We start from the raw sequence: 18,235 nt of genomic DNA on the forward strand, positions 1-18,235 counted from the left end.
GACTCAAATGATTAATAGTAGATGCTGACGCAAAAAAATACCCCTATTTAAGCATAAATAAGGGTTTGATGATATGGAATGATTGGTCGCTATCAGGACAGCCTATTACATGCTTTGGATTTTATCACGTAAGGCAGGTAAGTGACGACGGCTTACCGCTAGCGTCTCTTCAATCCCCTTAAAACGTATCTGATACTGGCCTGCATCCAAAGTTTCTAAGAAGTCCAAATAACTAAGGTTGATGATAGCATTACGATGTACTCGGAACAGACGGTCATCAAACTCTTGTTCCAACTCTTTTAGCGTTTCATCAATTAATACAATACCCTCTTTATGACGCACTTTGACGTATTTTTGATCTGCCGCAAAATAATAAATATCTTTTAGCTTAATCAACTCAACGCCTCGATGCGTACGAGCAGCGATATGTTCACGTATTGGGCGCGCTGTCGGATCTTCAAGCTTGCGGATTTCATTTAATTGAGCCGCATTTAAGTTTTTTGCTTTATCCAAAGCCTCTATTAATTCATCTTTATTGGCAGGCTTCAATAAATAGCCAATCGCATTGGCTTTTAGCGCGGCAATCGCGTAGTGATCATAAGCGGTGACGAATATAATCGCTGGTGGATGCTCAAGTTTGGAAAGCTCTTGAGCACAGCGAACGCCATCCATTTCAGGCATACGAATATCTAACAATATGATATCTGGCTGCTGAGTTTTTACGGCGATGATGGCTTCTGCACCAGTAGTAGCCTGAGCAACTACCTCGTGGCCTGACTCCTGTACAATTCTCACCAAGCGCTCACGCGCTAGGGGCTCATCATCACAAACTACGATACGCATGCAAACTCCTATCCAAGGACATACTTAATATTTTTTTCAATAGTATTACGATTATATTAGCACTCATTATCAATCACATAGAATATAAAATCTCGTTTATTTGATAAAATTTTGACAAAACCTATTATTTTTTGTAGCAAATAAGATATTTTTACTATTGGGCCTTGTTCTCATTTTAAAAATAGTGATAAAAATGAGATAAATTGTCATCAAACGATAAAAATAGTGCAAAGGTTATCAATTCGCTATTTGATGCGGTTTGGCAAAACTTAGCTACTTTCAACCCATGTAGAGGACTGTCGATTAGGGCGTACTCATTTGTAATACCTATTGATTGAGCGCAAAGCATAAATTAGTGAGCGCAACATACAATACCTGCTTTAAGATGCTGCAATAAATGTGCCACACAATGTTTTTACGCGGGCAAAGTTAAGCACAACGGCTTTAAGTATGATGAATAATAGAAAGTACAACGATAGAATAGAAAAGTGGACGTTATAAACTGACGTCTTGGAGAGGATAATCAATAACAGTGCTGATTTGCGTGCTGGCCACCATGCTGTGAATATCTGCCTCTTGACCAAAATGCGCGCGTAAACGATCCGCTTGAATATAAAAATCCATATGTTGGCGCAAATCATGGTTGATGATTAATGTCTTTTTGGGGAGTTCAACATCGATTGTTATCGTGACTCGATGGTGTTGCCAAGTAACTTTGATACTGATGCAGATAGTTTCAGTGGTCATCTCTACCACATTGAGCAGTATTTTCTCTAGCACGCTTTGTAGCGTTAGCGCAGTGATAACCATGTCATACATGACATCTTCATTCGGTAATTGCCACTTTACATCGAGTTTATCTGCCAGACGGCTAGACTCAATCGCAAGATAATGCTCACAAAGAGCCACTTCTTCTTCGAAACTAATCTCACGTGTGCCACTAAAACTGGCACGGAATAATGCAGAGACGTGCTGTAATAAAGCAGAGGCCCTTGGAGGATTAGACTCAATTAATGACACGAGCGTATTGATGGTATTGAAGAAAAAGTGCGGGGCTGTACGGGCTTTGATTAAGTCGTTTTGTGCGGTCAGTTTATGTTCAAACGATAATTTTAGAGCATTCAACTCACGGTAGCTACGCAAAAAATATAATAAAAATACGGTCGTAAATCCACCAGTAAGCACTGTATTGAGCACTATATTGAGCATAAAAGTATGATAATCATACTCCAACCATCCAAAATTAATCATAAACAGCGTCACTGACGCCATAGATATGGTCGCAGCAAACATCAGTAGCAGCACGATACGAACACTCACGCTAAAAACACTGGCGCTCTTAAACGCAGGACGAAGATAGTCAATCAGATAAAGCGGTGGAATAACGGTTAAAAAATTCTGTATCACACTACGTAAAAACTGAATCATGAATTCTGACCAAGTTGCTAGGCTATGGCGCTCCATCACAGTCAGAAACAATGACCAAAAAAAGACATACGTCAGCCACTGCCAAGGCCTCATGACTTCCAGGAGTTTAGGAATAAAAAACTCTAAGCGTGTAGCTAGTAAGGCAACCTCATCATTTGCTATACTCGAGTTCTTATTCTTTTGACTTGTCTTGTACCGATATGAACGCCAATTCTTCAAAACCTAGTAATCCTGAATCAAGTAAAAGTTCATCTGACTCTGATTTTAGCACAGATGCTTCTATAACAAATACCACGACACAGACTGCGCCTGCCAGCAGCCAAGGTCAACAAATGTGGGGTGGGCGATTTAGTGAAGCGACGGACAGCTTTGTGGCTGCTTTCACTGCCTCTGTCGGCTTTGATCAACGCTTTGCTCGTCACGATATTCAGGGCTCGATTGCTCATGCAACGATGCTCAAAGAATGCGACATCTTGACCGCTGATGAAGTTGCTACGATTATCGAAGGTCTTCATCAGGTGTTACGTGAGATTGAAGCAGGTGAATTCAACTGGTCAATCGCGCTTGAAGACGTGCATATGAATGTCGAATCACGTCTGACCGATATCGTCGGTGCCGTTGGCAAAAAACTACATACTGGACGTAGCCGTAACGATCAGGTTGCGACTGACATTCGTCTTTGGTTACGTGAAGAGACGGATAACATCATCGCCCTATTGGTACGTCTGCAAAGTGGCTTACTTGATTTGGCCGAGCAGCATACCGATACCATTATGCCAGGCTTTACCCATTTGCAAACCGCACAGCCGGTCAGCTTTGGCCATCATGTGATGGCATGGTTTGAGATGTTGTATCGCGATACCGAACGTCTGGTTGACGCGCGCCGCCGTATCAATCAGATGCCACTGGGTAGCGCAGCCCTAGCTGGTACGACTTTCCCAATCGATCGTACGATTACTGCTGAATTGCTTGGTTTTGAAGGCATTTGCCAAAACTCACTCGATGCCGTCTCAGACCGTGATTTTGCGATTGAGTTCACTTCAGCTGCCTCTATCCTGATGATGCACATGTCACGCATGAGCGAAGAGATTATCTTGTGGATGTCAGCGCAGTTTAACTTTGTGCAGATACCAGATCGCTTCTGTACCGGCTCATCTATCATGCCGCAAAAGAAAAACCCTGACGTGCCTGAATTGGTACGCGGTAAAGCAGCCCGTGTTTTTGGGCAGCTGATGACATTGCTTAGCTTGATGAAAAGCCAGCCACTTGCCTATAATAAAGACAACCAAGAAGACAAAGAGCCGTTGTTTGATTGCGTCGATACCTTAACAGGGTCGCTACTTGCGTTTGCTGATATGCTACCGAATATCACACCAAACAAAGAGAACATGCGCGCCGCCACGATGAAAGGCTATGCGACTGCAACTGATTTGGCAGATTACTTAGTACGTCAAGGCGTGGCGTTCCGTGATGCTCATGAAGTGGTTGGTAATGCCGTTGCTTTGGGTATCGCCGAGGGCGTTGATCTAAGTGATTTGTCATTGGCACAGCTACAGCAATTTAGCGATGCCATCGGTGAGGATGTTTTTGACTATCTAACGCTAGAAGGCTCATTGGCAGCTCGTGACCATTTGGGTGGCACTGCGCCAAACCAAGTCAAGCAAGCCGTGGTCAATGGTCGTGCTCGTTTGAAAGTATTTGCTTAAAAGCTACTTTACAACCGAGTAGTTTATTACTCTAATAATCGAAAAACACCCGCTACTTAGGCGGGTGTTTTTGTTACCATAAGCAGGTAACGTCATTTAAAATATATTTATAAAGACCCATACATAATAAGGAACGCCTTATGACTGAGACTTTTAACCCTCAAGCCAATACTGTATTTTGCCGTAAGTATCAGCAAGAGTTGCCAAAAATGGCGCATCCGCCCTTCCCTAATAAAAAAGGTCAAGAGTTACAAGATACGGTATCTGATAAAGCGTGGAAAGAGTGGATTGAACAACAAACCATGCTTATCAATGAGAACCATCTAAGCATGATGGACCCTGCGGCCAAAAAGTTTTTAACCGAACAGCGCGATAAGTTCTTGGACAATGAAGACTATGAGCGTGCTCAAGGTTGGACACCAGAAAGCTAACACGGTTTTGCTGTCTAACAGACATAAAAAAACGCGCTTCATATAGCGCGTTTTTTATGGCAGAAGAGAAAGTACCGTTTCTCCTATCAGCCTTCATCACTCTCTGATGTTTCAAAACCAGAGAGTGATATGGTGTTTGATACCGTATTCCCTTGACGGGCAGCCAAGCGATCATTGGCTTCTTGCACGGCTTTTTCGACTATTGCATAGTCCGAATGACGCACATCTTGACCACTAATATAGTTAATCACTAGCTCTGCGACATTCTGTGCGTGATCACCGATACGCTCAAGCGATCGCAATATCCACATAATATTGATGACTTTTGACACGTGACGCGAGTCTTCCATAATATAGGTCATCAAGGCGCGAATGGCTGACTGATACTCAGTATTGACCACGCTGTCATTGCGCATCACCTCAAACGCTTGCTCCGCATTCGATTGGCTAAAGGCTTCTAGTGAGTTGTTGAGCATCAAACGAACTTGATTGCTCAAGTGCTGTACTTCAGCATAGCCATATGCAGATTTGCCTTGTGCTGCGATTTTGCTGGCCATACGCGCGATTTTTACTGCTTCGTCGCCGATGCGTTCCAAATCGACCACACCTTTACTGATCGACATGACTAAGCGCAAATCACTGGCAGCTGGCTGGCGTTTGGCAACCAATAATAAAATATGTTCATCAAGCTCGACCTCCATTCGATTGATATCGAAGTCCATATCGATGACCTCTTGCGCCAGTATCTCGTCTTTGTCGATAAGGGCATGAATGGCTCTGGCTACTTGGTTGGCAGCCCTATCACCCATGTATAAAAACAAACGGATGGCTTCATCAAGATCTTGGTCAAAACTTTTGGAGATATGCTTATCACTTTGCATAAGAGGTATTCCCTGAAATACATGTTTTAATCGCGAGGTATACTTATTAAGTTAGAAAATCGGCTCATGACTTGCTAATCAGCTTTGTCTGCTCGTACCAATGTCAATGTCAATCTTAATCCATCCATATTAGGGCGTGTCCTCATTTCACAAATGGAGATAAAAATAAGATAAATTGCCGTTAAACGAGAAAAACAGCGTCGATAATATCGAGATATTGACCAGCTATTTGACGATGTTTGGCAAAATTTAGCCATTTTTAGCCCAGTTAGATGACTATCGATTGAATTGAGGACACGCCCTAGCCATAACGACCTGTAATATAGTCTTCTGTCGCTGTTTGAGCAGGTTTGGTGAATATCTGATCGGTCTCACCCATCTCAATCATATCGCCCAAATACATATAGACCGTGTAGTCAGATACACGCGCGGCTTGCTGCATATTGTGAGTGACGATGGCGATCGTATAGTCTTTTTTAAGATCTTCAATCAAATCTTCGATCGCACCCGTCGAGATAGGATCAAGCGCTGATGTCGGCTCATCGAGCAACAAAACTTCAGGCTTGGTCGCGACACTACGGGCGATACATAGGCGCTGCTGCTGTCCACCTGATAACGACAGACCAGAAGCCTTTAGTTTGTCTTTTACTTCTGGCCATAGCGCTGATTTTTTCAGTGCCCACTCCACGCGATGATCCAGCTCATCCTTGCTCAGCTTTTCATACAGTCGTACACCAAAGGCAACATTGTCATAGATTGACATCGGGAACGGCGTTGGCTTCTGAAAGACCATACCCACTTGTGCGCGTAATAGGTTCACATCGATGTCTTTACCCAAGATGTTTTTGCCATCTAGATTGATGCTACCTTCTGCACGCATACCAGGATATAGATCATACATACGGTTAAAGGTGCGCAGTAGCGTGGACTTACCACAACCTGAAGGACCGATAAAGGCGGTGACTTTTTTGTCCGCGATATCGATATTGATGTTTTTTAATGCCTGAAAATCATCGTAATAGAAGCTGAGATCTCGGACTTCCATTTTTGCAGCAGGCATGTTTTTGGGAATATCCTGAATCGTTTGCTTATTAAAATCAGCGGTGTTCGGTTGCTGTGATTGTGTGCTAGTAGACATGGGTCTATTTAATAGGCTGCCTGTTGCCGTATCAAAGTTATCAGCAGTCGTGTTTGTACGGACTTTGCTTATGACATCATTCATAATGTTCCAACCTAGCTCAATTAATTTCATATAAGTTTAAGTAAATGCTTAGCGTACTACGGTCTGCTCTCAGCCTTTATTTGGGCTGACCTCTACCACCGATAAATCTTGCCAAAATATTCAACACTAGGACAGATGCTGTGATAAGTAGTGCTGCCGCCCAAGCCAATGTATGCCAGTTGTCATAAGGACTCATCGCAAACTGGTAGATGGTATTGGGTAAGTTGGCAATGGGCTGACCCATATCTGTACTGAAATATTGATTGTTAAGTGCGGTAAATAGCAACGGTGCCGTCTCACCAGTGATTCGAGCAAAGGCCAGTAACACACCTGTGGTCAGTCCAGCTCTCGCTGCTTTTACCGTAACTTGTGTGACCAGTTTCCATTTAGGAGTACCGAGTGCATAGGCCGCTTCGCGCAAACTATTGGGTACTAGGTTCAGCATGTTTTCTGTCGTACGCACAACCACAGGAATGACAATCAATGCCAATGCCAACGCGCCTGCCCAACCAGAAAAGCTTTGACCTTTTACCATCAGTGCATAGATAAATAGACCAATCACAATCGATGGCGCTGACAACAAAATATCGTTTAAAAAACGGGTGACCTTGCCAAGCATACTGCCTTTAGAAAACTCAGATAAATATATACCGGTCATAAGGCCAATAGGGGCACCGATGAACAATCCTGAAAATGCCAACATGACCGAACCAACGATGGCATTGCGTAAGCCGCCCGCACTCATCGGTGGCGGCGTATCAGCGGTAAAGATTGGCAACTGCACCATGCCTTGGAAACCTTCGACAAACAAAGTCACCAAAATCCATGATAACCAAAATAAGCCAAAAACCATCGCGGATATGGCAAAGCCTAATCCCAATTTATTGGTCAAACGACGCTTGTTATACAAGCTTTGGTTATAGCGGCTAGTGCTGCTTGGCTTAGTAGGTAGTGGTGCATTGATCGCATTGTTAGCAGGCATAATATTTATTTCCCATATCTTTTATCAATATCTATCAAGGTCCAACCAGTCCATAAAAGACTTATCGGTTGCCTGCTTTGTGATCCATGCGCATGAGCATTAGTTTTGCTAAAGACAGCACAATGAAAGTGATGACAAATAAGATTAAGCCCAAATGTAATAAAGACGCTAGATGTAGCTCACTAGACGCTTCGGCAAATTCATTGGCCAAGGCCGAGGTAATCGTCACGCCTGAAGTAAAGAGACTCGGACTGATATTGAAAGCATTACCAATCAAAAAGGTAACTGCCATCGTCTCACCCAATGCACGACCAAGTCCCAAAATCACGCCGCCAACGACACCAGCTTTGGTATAAGGCAAGATAATCTTGAACATGACTTCCCACGTCGTCGCGCCCATACCGTATGCTGACTCTTTCAACAGATCTGGCACGACAGAAAAAACATCGCGCATAGTGGCAGCGATGAACGGTATGATCATGATGGCAAGCACTAGAGAGGCGGTGAACATACCCAGTCCCATAGGGGCACCTGCAAACAATTTACCGATAATAGGCAAAGGGCCGATGTGCTCAATAAACCATGGCTGAATGTGATCACCAAAGAATGGCGCAAATACGAACAGTCCCCACATGCCATAAATAATAGATGGGATACCAGCCAACAACTCAATGGCGATACCAAGTGGTTTTTTGAGGAACTTAGGGCACATCTCGGTTAAAAATATCGCAATACCGAAACTGACTGGAACCGCGATAACAATAGCGATAAATGACGTGACTAAGGTGCCGTAAATAGGCGCTAATGCCCCGTATTCATTGGCGACTGTATCCCAGTTATTGCTGGTATAAAACCCCAGACCAAACGCTTGAATGCTCGGCCACGCCCCAACAATTAGAGACGCCAAAATGCCCCCTAAAGATAGGAGGACGAGTATGGCAAACGCTTTGGTAGAGTTAACAAATAAAGCGTCGTAACGTTTTTGTTTAGCCAGTTGGGACCTTAAATCTGTCATACGCGTCTCAGCATTGAATGGGATGAGTCAAAGTATTAAAAAGAATCATTGGGTTTTAACACAACAAACTTAAACGGTATGAGCAGATATATCTATCGATAGTATCCGTCAAACTTATGATCAAAGTTGCAATCAAATTTGCTGTGTTAAAACCTCTCAAATAACTACCGGAGAATAGTTATTCGAGAGGGTAACGGGTAAGCGACTAAATAGTATTTAACACATAGTATTTAGCACTTTTCGCGTTACTGAGCTGGCTTATAGACTGGTTGTCCATCACTGCCTTTTACTTCGTTCCATTTATCTTTGAACAAGGCCACTGCTGTGTCAGAGAATGGTACATAGTCTAGCGCCATCGCATCATCATCACCTTGGGTATAAGCCCAGTCAAAGAAGTTCAACACGCCAGCGACTTGCTGAGGATTCTCTGGTTGTTTATGTACTAAGATAAAGGTCGCAGCAGCGATAGGCCATGCTTGCTCAGTCTCAGAGTTGGTGATGACTTTATAAAAGCCTTCTTGTTGTGACCAGTCGATGTCACCTGCGGCAGCAAAGGTCTCAGCAGACGGCTGAACGACGTTGCCAGCGGCATTTTTCAATGCCGTATGTGACATTTTGTTTTGCTTGGCGTAAGCATACTCAACATAACCGATAGAGTTTTTCATACGGTTGACGTAGCTTGAAACCCCTTCGTTACCCTTACCACCTGCACCAGTAGCAGAGGTCGGCCATTTGACGGTTTTATCAACACCAACTGTGTCTTTCCAGTCTGGTGAAACCTTGGCAAGATAATCCGTGAAGTTAAAAGTCGTGCCTGAACCATCTGAGCGGAATACCGTCGTGATAGGCGCATCTGGTAAGGTCAAATCTGGGTTCATGGCTGCAATCGCAGGATCATTCCAGTTGCTGATTTTACCCAAATAAATATCAGCCAAAGTCATACCATCCAACTTCAGTGCACCAGGCTCAACACCATCGATGTTTACAATAGGGACAACACCACCGATGACCGTTGGAAACTGAATCAAACCTGCTTCGTCTAACTCTGCAGGCGTCATCGGTGCATCAGAAGCACCAAAATCGACAGTTTTTGACTGAATCTGTTTGATACCACCAGAGGAGCCAATCGACTGATAGTTGACTTGGCCACCAGTCGCAGCATTGTAGTCATACGACCATTTCGCATAGATAGGCTGCGGGAATGACGCACCTGCACCTGTGATATTCATGGCGATATTCTCAGCAGATTTAAAACCTGTTGTAGAAGCAGATGCTGTCTGAGAGGTTGATTCAGCTGTTGTAACAGCGCTACTGCTAGTCTCAGTAGCTGGCTCTTCCGTATCTGTTGACTTATTACACGCCGTAAGCATTAATGTACAACTGACGGCCACTGCTAATAACGAATAACGCATGTAGGACTCCTGAAGTTTAACAACGATATAAAAAAGCATTGCTTGTGATATGCGTGCTATCTTGCCAAATCTTTATGACAATTTAATGACAACCTCTATAATCCTTCATTCGCTTTACATAATATTTGGCTAGCCTACCGACAGCCCAGTGATATCAATTCATTTCATTTATTGGTATTCGAAAATCATACTTATGAAAATATTAAACCGTGAGCCTGTAGCGGGATATTTGTGTCCAAATACCATTAGGGTCTATTGAACATACAAATGGGGTGCTGGCAGTCACTATTTTTTAGATAATAGGCAGTGAAATTTTTGGCGCCTAGTCATTCTAGGGTAAACAATGTCGCCATGTATTGGCAAAAAAAAGAGTACTGCCCTCCACTCGAGCACAGCTCTTGCCTTGCGAACGGGCAAAGCAGTGCTTTGCTCGATCCGTTCTCAAGGCTGATGCTAAAATCCCCTCAAACGTTGTTGCAAGCCTAGCCGTTGGTGCAGAATTTTGTTAGTATGAAGTTGATTCACAACACTGACAGACTCGGGGTGCGGTGTATGATGGGTTCGCTTTACTAAACTTGCTTTATTAAAGTCATCACCTTGATACATTCGCTGAGAGATCACCCGCCGAACCTGATGCGGTTAGTACCGACGCAGGGAAGTCTTAAGCACTTTGTTATTTATAGCAAGGGACGTGCAGAAATGCCTTTTTATCTTCATTACTATCTTAGTGTGCGTGATGTACTACTAAATAGTGAAGACTGATACAAAGCTGCGTCCAACGTTTGATGAGTATCACTCACGACTATATCACTCAGTTTTAGTCGCGAACGATGCTCATGAGCTGAACTTGCCCAAATTACAAACGCTACCCCCGCAGATACTGGCGGTGTTGATTTTATTCAAAAACCAACACGCTAGGACAGCATATGACTATTTTAGAGACATCCCCGAACACAAAAGCCGCTCAAACTCATATCCCAGCCAGTGGCAGCAAAGCGGATAAAAAAGCAGACGCGCTAAAAACCCCTGCCCACCGTGCCGCAAGTGATGCTCGCTTCGAAGAAGATGCCCGCGATTTGCACCGTATCTTGCCCGCCTCTCGTAAAGTCTATATCGAAGGTTCAAGACCCGATATCCAAGTGCCGATGCGCGAAATAACGCTTGACCCTACTCCTGTGCAAGGCGTTTCTGAAGGCGAATGGGAGCAGAACCCACCATTTTATGTCTATGACACATCAGGTGTTTATACCGATCCCAACGTCGATATTGATTTGACAAAAGGCTTGCCGAAACTACGTGAAGGCTGGATTGCTGAGCGCGGTGATACTGAGCAGCTCAGTGGTTTATCTAGCTCATACGGACTGGCACGCGCCCGCGACATCAGTACTGCTAACCTTAGATTCGCTCATATCGATAAGCCACGCCGTGCCAAAGCAGGGCTAAATGTCACGCAAATGCATTATGCTCGTCGCGGTATCATCACCCCAGAAATGGAATATATCGCCATTCGCGAAACGCAAAAACAGCATGCGCTGACCGATATGCGTCAGCACGATGGTGAGAACTTTGGTGCCAATACGCCCACTGTTATTACCCCTGAATTTGTGCGTAGCGAAGTGGCGGCAGGTCGCGCGATTATTCCAAACAACATCAACCATCCAGAATCTGAACCGATGATTATCGGACGCAATTTCTTGGTGAAAATTAATGCCAATATCGGTAATTCAGCACTGGGTTCTTCTATCGATGAAGAAGTGTCTAAAATGACATGGGCCACGCGTTGGGGTGCGGATAACATCATGGATTTATCTACTGGCAACCATATTCACGAAACCCGTGAATGGTTGATTCGTAACTCGCCAGTACCGATTGGCACCGTACCAATTTATCAAGCATTAGAAAAAGTCGATGGCGTGGCAGAAGACCTCACGTGGGAAATCTTCCGTGATACGTTGATTGAGCAAGCTGAGCAAGGGGTGGATTACTTCACCATTCACGCAGGTGTACTATTGGATTATGTACCGATGACTGCCGGACGCCTAACAGGCATTGTCTCGCGTGGTGGCTCTATCATGGCGCAGTGGTGCATGGTTCACCAACAAGAGAGCTTCTTGTACACGCATTTTGAAGACATCTGCGAGATTATGAAAGCCTATGATGTGGCCTTTAGTTTGGGTGATGGTCTGCGCCCTGGTTGCTTACAGGATGCCAATGACGAAGCGCAATTTAGCGAACTCAAAACCTTGGGTGAGCTGACCAAAGTGGCGTGGGAGCATGATGTGCAAGTGATGGTTGAAGGGCCTGGGCACGTGGCAATGAACCGCATTAAAGAAAATATGGATTTGCAACTTGAGCTGTGTGCTGACGCGCCATTTTATACTTTGGGGCCATTAACGACAGATATCGCGCCGGGCTATGACCATATCACCAGTGCAATCGGGGCTGCGATGATTGGTTGGTTTGGCACCGCGATGCTGTGCTATGTGACACCAAAAGAACATTTGGGTCTACCGAACAAGAAAGACGTCAAAGATGGCATCATCACTTATAAAATTGCGGCCCATGCTGCTGATCTAGCCAAAGGGCATCCAGGTGCGCAATCTCGTGATAATGCATTATCTAAAGCACGTTTTGAATTCCGCTGGGACGATCAATTTAATCTGGCGCTTGACCCTGATACCGCTCGTGAGTTTCATGATGAAACGTTGCCAAAAGACGCGCACAAAGTTGCCCACTTTTGCTCGATGTGTGGCCCTAAATTTTGCTCGATGAAAATCACGCAAAACGTGCGGGATTATGCGGCGGGGCTCAAGGCCTTATAACTCGGTATTAAATTTAATCCACCAGATAAAAATAAGAGCTGCCTTTTTAAGGCAGCTTTTTTGTTTTCCAAAAACTTAAAACCCTAATAAACTTTTGTGTATAAAATATAGACAAATTCATAGAATGGAGTAATATACTGGTCAATTAGTAATCATATGTTACTTAACAACCCTATTCTCTTAAGGTTCCAGTATGAATCATGTCTACCGTGTTGTCTTTAATCGTTCATTAGGTGTTTATCAATGCGTGTCTGAACTTGCTAAGTCTCGTGGCAAGTCATCAGGTAAATCACAAGTAGCTACTAAGCTCATACTTGCTCCGCTAGCAGTAGCTATGCTTGGGTTGTCGGGGACGGCGATGGCCGTCACTTATGATAATGGTATGACAACGACTATTGATGATGAGATTTACTTTGTCGAAAACGATACGGTTAGCAATCAAGGAACTGAACTAGTAGTCAATAAATTAATTCTAAGTACGACTGAAGCAGGACAGCCTTCAGAATTACTCATCAATAACGAAGGTTCTGTTACGGTAAAAGACATTACTGGCGTGGTAGGCAATGCTACCCTTAAAGTATCTGGCCAAGGTAGTTCTTTCAATGCAGAAGGTATACTCATTGGACAGAACGACGGTAGTGGTAATTTTTTGGTAAATACCAATGCTTCAGTTACGGCGGATAACCTTTGGATTGGCAATCAAGAGCCCAATGCCCAAGGTGGCAATATAGGTGATGTAAAGATTGACAACGCTATCGTTAATATCGCAAACGAAGTTTTAGTAGGTGCAGAGACACTAGGTAACTTAAACCTAACTGAACAATCTAGCTTGACCGCAAACCAGATGCGTATAGGCTATAACGAAGGCTCTGTAGGTGAAGTTGTTCTCGATAAATCAACTATTAGCATTGGTAATAATGGTCTAGCTGTTGGTTTACTTGGAACAGGTACACTTGACGTTAAAAATGGCGGTAGTGTATCCGTAAATAGCCTTATGACAGTGGGAGATGCTACAACAGGAGTTGGTACTGTTAATTTAGATGGCGGTTCAAACTTTTTTACGAGTAGCATTGATAGTGAGCGCCTCGTAATAGGCGGAGAAGGCAAAGGCATCGTAAACATTAACAACACTTATGATGTTGATGATCGTGCTTGGTCTATTGGAATGGAGATCTCAGAAGATACTATTATTGGTGATACTACAACAGGTATCGGTGAGCTCAACATTGATAGTGCTCTTGTCGATGCTGGTAACCTTATAGTTGGTAATGAAGGGTCAGGGACTCTAAGGGTCGTTAATAATGGGTTTTTAACGGTTGACAATATTTCGCGTGGTGTTGACTCGACACTTTCTGATGTTTATTTTGATGGTGCAGATTTAACTATTGGAAATGATCAACCAAATCTTTTTGCCAACTTTACCGACAAGCAGCCCATCAAAATAGGTTCAAACGGTCTAATATTTGATGTTATTGATAATGATGTCACGATTAACTCAAATGCTGTACTGATGGGTAATGTAGGCACTGTGGATTTTGAAGCAGTCAAAGGAGGGTTCTCTAAAGTTGGTACTGGGACTTTGACGATGTCTGCTAACAGCAAGCAATGGACAGGCGAAACCTTAATTACTGAAGGTATTCTGAAGTTGAACGGCGACTATACTATGGCGACAAATGAAACGCTAGGTATTGCCCTTGATATCGAAGAGGAAGGTAATCTAAAAAGTTATGGTCAATTAGTCGTTAATGGTAATGCTGATATCAGCAAAGGGGCTTTAAAAGTATACGCTTCTGAAGCTATCGCAGGCATGGCAGGCAGTAATGAGTGGAAAAATATCGTTAGTGCAGACAGTCGGACTGGTAAGTTTGTATCAGTCAGCGATAACAGCCCACTGGTCAGTTTTTACGCAGATTACAGTGACGCTAATGCTGTACATTTAAAAATGGGTACAGCACCAGTTGAACCTGAAACACCAGTTGAACCTGAAACACCAGTTGAACCTGAAACACCAGTTGAACCTGAAACACCAGTTGAACCTGAAACACCAGTTAAACCTGAAACACCAGTTAAACCTGAAACGCCAGTTAAACCTGAAACGCCGATTGTTGTTGATCCAACCGCTACAGACTCAACCTTCGTTAATGCTGCTAACAGCCAGTCTGATAAACAGGCGTTAAGTCTTGCTGCTGTATTAGATAAAGCAATGATAAATACAACGAGTCCATTAGCTCTTCAACTGATTACTGATACCGAAGACCTTGTAAACAACCCAACGCTAGAGCAACGCCAAATCAGAATGAATAATACTGCCTATCAACTACAGCCGTTGTTTATGGGTGCGACCAATCGTATTATTACTGATGCCAACTACGCGGCAAGTGATGCAATCAGTGAGCATAGCCCTATTACATCTGAGCGTAATATTTGGGCAAAGCTAATCGGTAATAACAGCAATCATGATACAGAAAACGGTATCACTGGTTATGACACGGAAGGTTATGGCGCTATTATTGGTTTGGATACACCAATTAATACTGACCTTAATCTAGGTCTGGCGGTCTCTTATATTCAAAGCGATGCCGACACAGATGGCAGCCGCCTCGACCATGAATTAACAGCAAAAAACTGGCAGGTTCTAGGATATGGTAATTATGCTGCAGGTGAAGCGACGCAGGTGAATTTCCATGCAGGTGCCGGTAGCAGTGATGTCGAAGGTGAACGCCATTTAGCGCTATCGAATAGCCCTATTGCACAGTCAGACTACTCTGTCGATACCTTACAGGCAGGATTAGGAGTGACGCATCGCATTGGTAATGAGCAACGTAATCTGACGCCATTTGCTCAGCTCAACTACGCTCAAGCAAAAAGTGATGGATATCGTGAAACTGGTGCTGGCGTTTATAACTTAGACGTTAGTGAAAATACTTATGAGTCTATGCGTTGGACAGCTGGTCTACGGATGTCACAGCTTTTGACATCAAAACTGGCGCTGACTGGTCAATTAGCAGCAGCGATTGAGAATGGTGATCAACAGTCAGATATTACCGCCAGCTTTGTAGGCATGCCTAATGACAAGTTTACGACTATCGGACAAGAGGTTGGCCGTGAAATCGGCATCGCTGGTATCGGTCTTAGCTATACGCCGATGGCTAATATGAAGATATCAGCAGGCTATCGCGGAGAGTGGCGCGATAACTATGATGACCACGGCGCGAGCATCGCTTTGCAAACGACCTTTTAATCGTTAATACCCTAAAAAAAAGCTTGAATCCAACCACTGGGTTCAAGCTTTTTTTATATCTTTAATTTACTTCAATCTTGTTTATTGTAAACTTAAACCTTCGACGCCTCATAAATCTCTTCGATTGACGCATCAATGACATTGGTGAATTCTTCATCACTCTGTTGCTTACTCAAACCTTCGGTAAAGGCACGTGAGAAGCTGGCAATCATACCGGGGTTTTGCTTCAGCTTAGCACAAGCATCACTACGACTATAACCACCCGACAACGCCACGACTTTTAATACTTTTGGATGATCGATCAGCTCTTGATAAAAACCCGCTTCTTCTGGCAATGTCAGTTTTAGCATGACTTGCTGCTCATCGTTCAAACGATCTAGATTATGCAAAATACTGGTCTTCAATATAACTTCGCATTCATGCTTTTTGCTACTGTTAATATCTACTTCAGGCTCAACAATTGGCATCAAGCCTTTTGAGATTATCTGCTTTGCCACATCAAACTGCTGCTGTACGACCAGCTCGATACCATCGACGTTTGGCTCATAAACCACTGAGCGCATTTTGGTACCAAATATGGGATAAGCTTTTGCTTTATCGAGTAGTAAGTCTAAATCTGGCATCGGGCGCATGACTTGCACGCCATTCATTTGCTCAGCCAAGCCTTTATCCACTTTTAAGAATGGCACAATATTCTTATCTTCCCACAGATAGTTGGCCGTTGATTTGCCATTGACCTCACGCTCCATGGTATCTTCGAATAAAATCGCGCCAAGTACCCGCTCATTATCAAAAGCGGTACAAGTCATCATACGAGCACGCATCTCGTGTACTAAATCGAACATGGCTTCGTCATTATCATAACCGTCGCCACTGACACCATAGTTTTCTAGCGCCTTTGGTGTGCTACCGCCACTTTGATCTAGTGCTGCGATGAAACCTGAACTGGTTTTTACGCGCTGTAATTGTTTTTCGTATTCCATTGAGAGTGCATCCTATTTTTATTTATTGAGGTCAAGTGTCACAAAGCCAATCGATTTTTGCCAGCTTATGTTTGCTGTATTGATCGTAGATAACCTTATCATAGGACTCTCTTTGTGCCTATATCTGATACGTTAATGATTTTGTAAAATCATCAGCATATTCATGCCTATAGGTTAAAAATCCTAAGCCAAAAACAGCACGGCAACGCAGCATATCGCCAACAGTAAACCCAATACATTGATACGGTTAAGCTGCTCTTTAAAGATCCCAACACCAATTAAGGTAGCGACTGCGATAACGCCGACATTCATACCAGTAAAGACGATACTGGGTGTGTCTGACAATACTTGATGCGCACGTACATAGGCATAGATATTACCCATATTAAGCGTACCCAATAGCAGTCCCGCCGCAAGCGTATTTCCTTGCCAGCGCACTCGCGTAACCAGTAGATAAATAAACAGCAATAAACCCGCCACGCCAAAGCTTACAAATAAAGTCAATGGAAAAGCACTGCCCTGTTTGGCTACTTGTTTGAATAAAATATCAATGATGCCATAGCCTGCCCAGACACCAAACAACCATAGTGGCGTGTGCTTTGCTTGCCGATTAATATCATTATGCTGTGGACGATAGACCAATGCGCCTAGTGCGAAAACACCCAATGCCAGTCCCAGCAGACGCGTACCCGTTAACACCTCACCGAATAGCAAAAAAGCCGCCACGATAGGGATGATTAATGATAAGCGCTGAGCAGCATCGGTTGCCACCATACCGACTGCTTCAATGGCACGTCCAAGAATAATGAACACGGCAGGCAATAATATGCCAAGCGCAAGAATAATACCCCAAGCATTATCAAGCGCATGTATGGCACCCAAATCAGGCTTTAGCAACATCCATGTCAATAAAAAAGCCACTGGATAGCCAGCAACGATGGTCTGACGAATGTCGATATTCTTATGACGCAATATTTTTAAAAGTACTGAGACGGCGACGCTACATAGCACCGCTATGGTTAAATACATCATTAACTTTTACCTTTTTGAACTTCAATGTTGCGTGGTTATGAGTCATATATTGGTCACACATTACTCAGCCAATCATCCGCTATCTGTCTGATTTTTTAGAAAAACCATAAGAGTAACCTTCAAGCACCTAGGATGTTTCATCATTTAAATTGTGGGACTTAAAATGAGAAAAATTGCAGCCAAACAAGGAATAACTCGCCGTAAATATGAACATATTGACAAGATTTCTGATGATGT

The 18,235-nt window shown here is 43.6% G+C and carries 13 protein-coding genes and 1 riboswitch; of the genes, 4 read left to right on the plus strand and 9 right to left on the minus strand.

The features are described 5' to 3' along the window. Positions 1–105: 105 nt before the first annotated feature. Both QL982_RS02885 and QL982_RS02890 read right to left on the minus strand, forming a co-directional pair. A complete protein-coding gene (locus tag QL982_RS02885) occupies positions 106–843 on the minus strand; it encodes a LytTR family DNA-binding domain-containing protein (protein ID WP_290190159.1) in 738 nt (245 codons plus the stop codon). Positions 844–1,338: 495 nt separating this feature from the next. Next, positions 1,339–2,271: a histidine kinase gene (locus tag QL982_RS02890; RefSeq protein ID WP_290162274.1), complete on the minus strand. Its 933-nt coding sequence runs from the start codon at positions 2,269–2,271 to the stop codon at positions 1,339–1,341. A gap of 332 nt (positions 2,272–2,603) precedes the next feature. On the opposite strand from QL982_RS02890, the gene argH reads away from it, so the two are divergent. Then, positions 2,604–3,977 carry an argininosuccinate lyase gene (argH, locus tag QL982_RS02895; RefSeq protein WP_290162371.1) on the plus strand — a complete coding sequence of 458 codons (1,374 nt, stop codon included), beginning with the start codon at positions 2,604–2,606 and terminating at the stop codon, positions 3,975–3,977. A 140-nt stretch (positions 3,978–4,117) separates the two neighbouring features. Next, positions 4,118–4,408, plus strand: coding sequence for an oxidative damage protection protein (locus QL982_RS02900; protein ID WP_290162277.1), 291 nt, complete (start codon positions 4,118–4,120; stop codon positions 4,406–4,408). 86 nt (positions 4,409–4,494) lie between these two features. On the opposite strand, the gene phoU is transcribed toward QL982_RS02900, so the two are convergent. The 5 genes from phoU to pstS form a co-directional block, all read right to left on the minus strand. Continuing rightward, positions 4,495–5,289 carry a phosphate signaling complex protein PhoU gene (gene phoU / locus QL982_RS02905; RefSeq protein ID WP_290162279.1) on the minus strand — a complete coding sequence of 265 codons (795 nt, stop codon included), beginning with the start codon at positions 5,287–5,289 and terminating at the stop codon, positions 4,495–4,497. A 301-nt stretch (positions 5,290–5,590) separates the two neighbouring features. Next, complete coding sequence (gene pstB / locus QL982_RS02910) at positions 5,591–6,349, minus strand: phosphate ABC transporter ATP-binding protein PstB (RefSeq protein WP_290162373.1); 759 nt, start codon at positions 6,347–6,349, stop codon at positions 5,591–5,593. Between the two features lie 238 nt (positions 6,350–6,587). Then, positions 6,588–7,493, minus strand: coding sequence for a phosphate ABC transporter permease PstA (gene pstA, locus QL982_RS02915; RefSeq protein ID WP_238052766.1), 906 nt, complete (start codon positions 7,491–7,493; stop codon positions 6,588–6,590). A gap of 61 nt (positions 7,494–7,554) precedes the next feature. Continuing rightward, entirely contained in the window at positions 7,555–8,508 is a 954-nt protein-coding gene (gene pstC / locus QL982_RS02920) for a phosphate ABC transporter permease subunit PstC (RefSeq protein ID WP_290162283.1), read from the minus strand. A gap of 245 nt (positions 8,509–8,753) precedes the next feature. Further along, positions 8,754–9,920 (minus strand): phosphate ABC transporter substrate-binding protein PstS, encoded by a 1,167-nt coding sequence (gene pstS, locus QL982_RS02925; protein ID WP_290162285.1) that lies wholly within the window; start codon positions 9,918–9,920, stop codon positions 8,754–8,756. 529 nt (positions 9,921–10,449) lie between these two features. Further along, positions 10,450–10,594: riboswitch (TPP riboswitch) on the plus strand. Positions 10,595–10,846: 252 nt separating this feature from the next. Here pstS and thiC point away from each other — a divergent pair. Together thiC and QL982_RS02935 are read left to right on the plus strand one after the other, a co-directional pair. Continuing rightward, entirely contained in the window at positions 10,847–12,742 is a 1,896-nt protein-coding gene (gene thiC, locus QL982_RS02930; protein ID WP_290162287.1) for a phosphomethylpyrimidine synthase ThiC, read from the plus strand. Positions 12,743–12,935: 193 nt separating this feature from the next. Further along, the gene (locus QL982_RS02935; RefSeq protein WP_290190160.1) at positions 12,936–15,983 is read left to right on the plus strand and encodes an autotransporter domain-containing protein; all 3,048 of its coding nucleotides are present in this window, start codon (positions 12,936–12,938) and stop codon (positions 15,981–15,983) included. A 92-nt stretch (positions 15,984–16,075) separates the two neighbouring features. Here the strand turns inward: QL982_RS02935 and QL982_RS02940 are convergent, their stop codons facing one another. Beyond that, positions 16,076–16,966: a fructose bisphosphate aldolase gene (locus QL982_RS02940; RefSeq protein WP_290162295.1), complete on the minus strand. Its 891-nt coding sequence runs from the start codon at positions 16,964–16,966 to the stop codon at positions 16,076–16,078. Between the two features lie 183 nt (positions 16,967–17,149). Beyond that, on the minus strand, positions 17,150–17,998 hold the full coding sequence (locus tag QL982_RS02945) for an EamA/RhaT family transporter (RefSeq protein WP_290162297.1): 849 nt from the start codon (positions 17,996–17,998) through the stop codon (positions 17,150–17,152). Positions 17,999–18,235: the final 237 nt, after the last annotated feature.

Source organism: Psychrobacter sp. 5A.1, assembly GCF_030407455.1.
Taxonomy (GTDB): domain Bacteria; phylum Pseudomonadota; class Gammaproteobacteria; order Pseudomonadales; family Moraxellaceae; genus Psychrobacter.

Bases quoted from the DNA above. Each gene is read 5' to 3' on its own strand.
- pstB (WP_290162373.1), bottom strand. From the start codon at position 6,349: ATGCCTGCTGCAAAAATGGAAGTCCGAGATCTCAGCTTCTATTACGAT.
- phoU (WP_290162279.1), bottom strand. From the start codon at position 5,289: ATGCAAAGTGATAAGCATATCTCCAAAAGTTTTGACCAAGATCTTGAT.
- pstA (WP_238052766.1), bottom strand. From the start codon at position 7,493: ATGCCTGCTAACAATGCGATCAATGCACCACTACCTACTAAGCCAAGC.
- QL982_RS02935 (WP_290190160.1), top strand. From the start codon at position 12,936: ATGAATCATGTCTACCGTGTTGTCTTTAATCGTTCATTAGGTGTTTAT.
- QL982_RS02885 (WP_290190159.1), bottom strand. From the start codon at position 843: ATGCGTATCGTAGTTTGTGATGATGAGCCCCTAGCGCGTGAGCGCTTG.
- QL982_RS02890 (WP_290162274.1), bottom strand. From the start codon at position 2,271: ATGATTCAGTTTTTACGTAGTGTGATACAGAATTTTTTAACCGTTATT.
- pstS (WP_290162285.1), bottom strand. From the start codon at position 9,920: ATGCGTTATTCGTTATTAGCAGTGGCCGTCAGTTGTACATTAATGCTT.
- thiC (WP_290162287.1), top strand. From the start codon at position 10,847: ATGACTATTTTAGAGACATCCCCGAACACAAAAGCCGCTCAAACTCAT.
- pstC (WP_290162283.1), bottom strand. From the start codon at position 8,508: ATGACAGATTTAAGGTCCCAACTGGCTAAACAAAAACGTTACGACGCT.
- QL982_RS02900 (WP_290162277.1), top strand. From the start codon at position 4,118: ATGACTGAGACTTTTAACCCTCAAGCCAATACTGTATTTTGCCGTAAG.
- QL982_RS02945 (WP_290162297.1), bottom strand. From the start codon at position 17,998: ATGATGTATTTAACCATAGCGGTGCTATGTAGCGTCGCCGTCTCAGTA.
- QL982_RS02940 (WP_290162295.1), bottom strand. From the start codon at position 16,966: ATGGAATACGAAAAACAATTACAGCGCGTAAAAACCAGTTCAGGTTTC.
- argH (WP_290162371.1), top strand. From the start codon at position 2,604: ATGTGGGGTGGGCGATTTAGTGAAGCGACGGACAGCTTTGTGGCTGCT.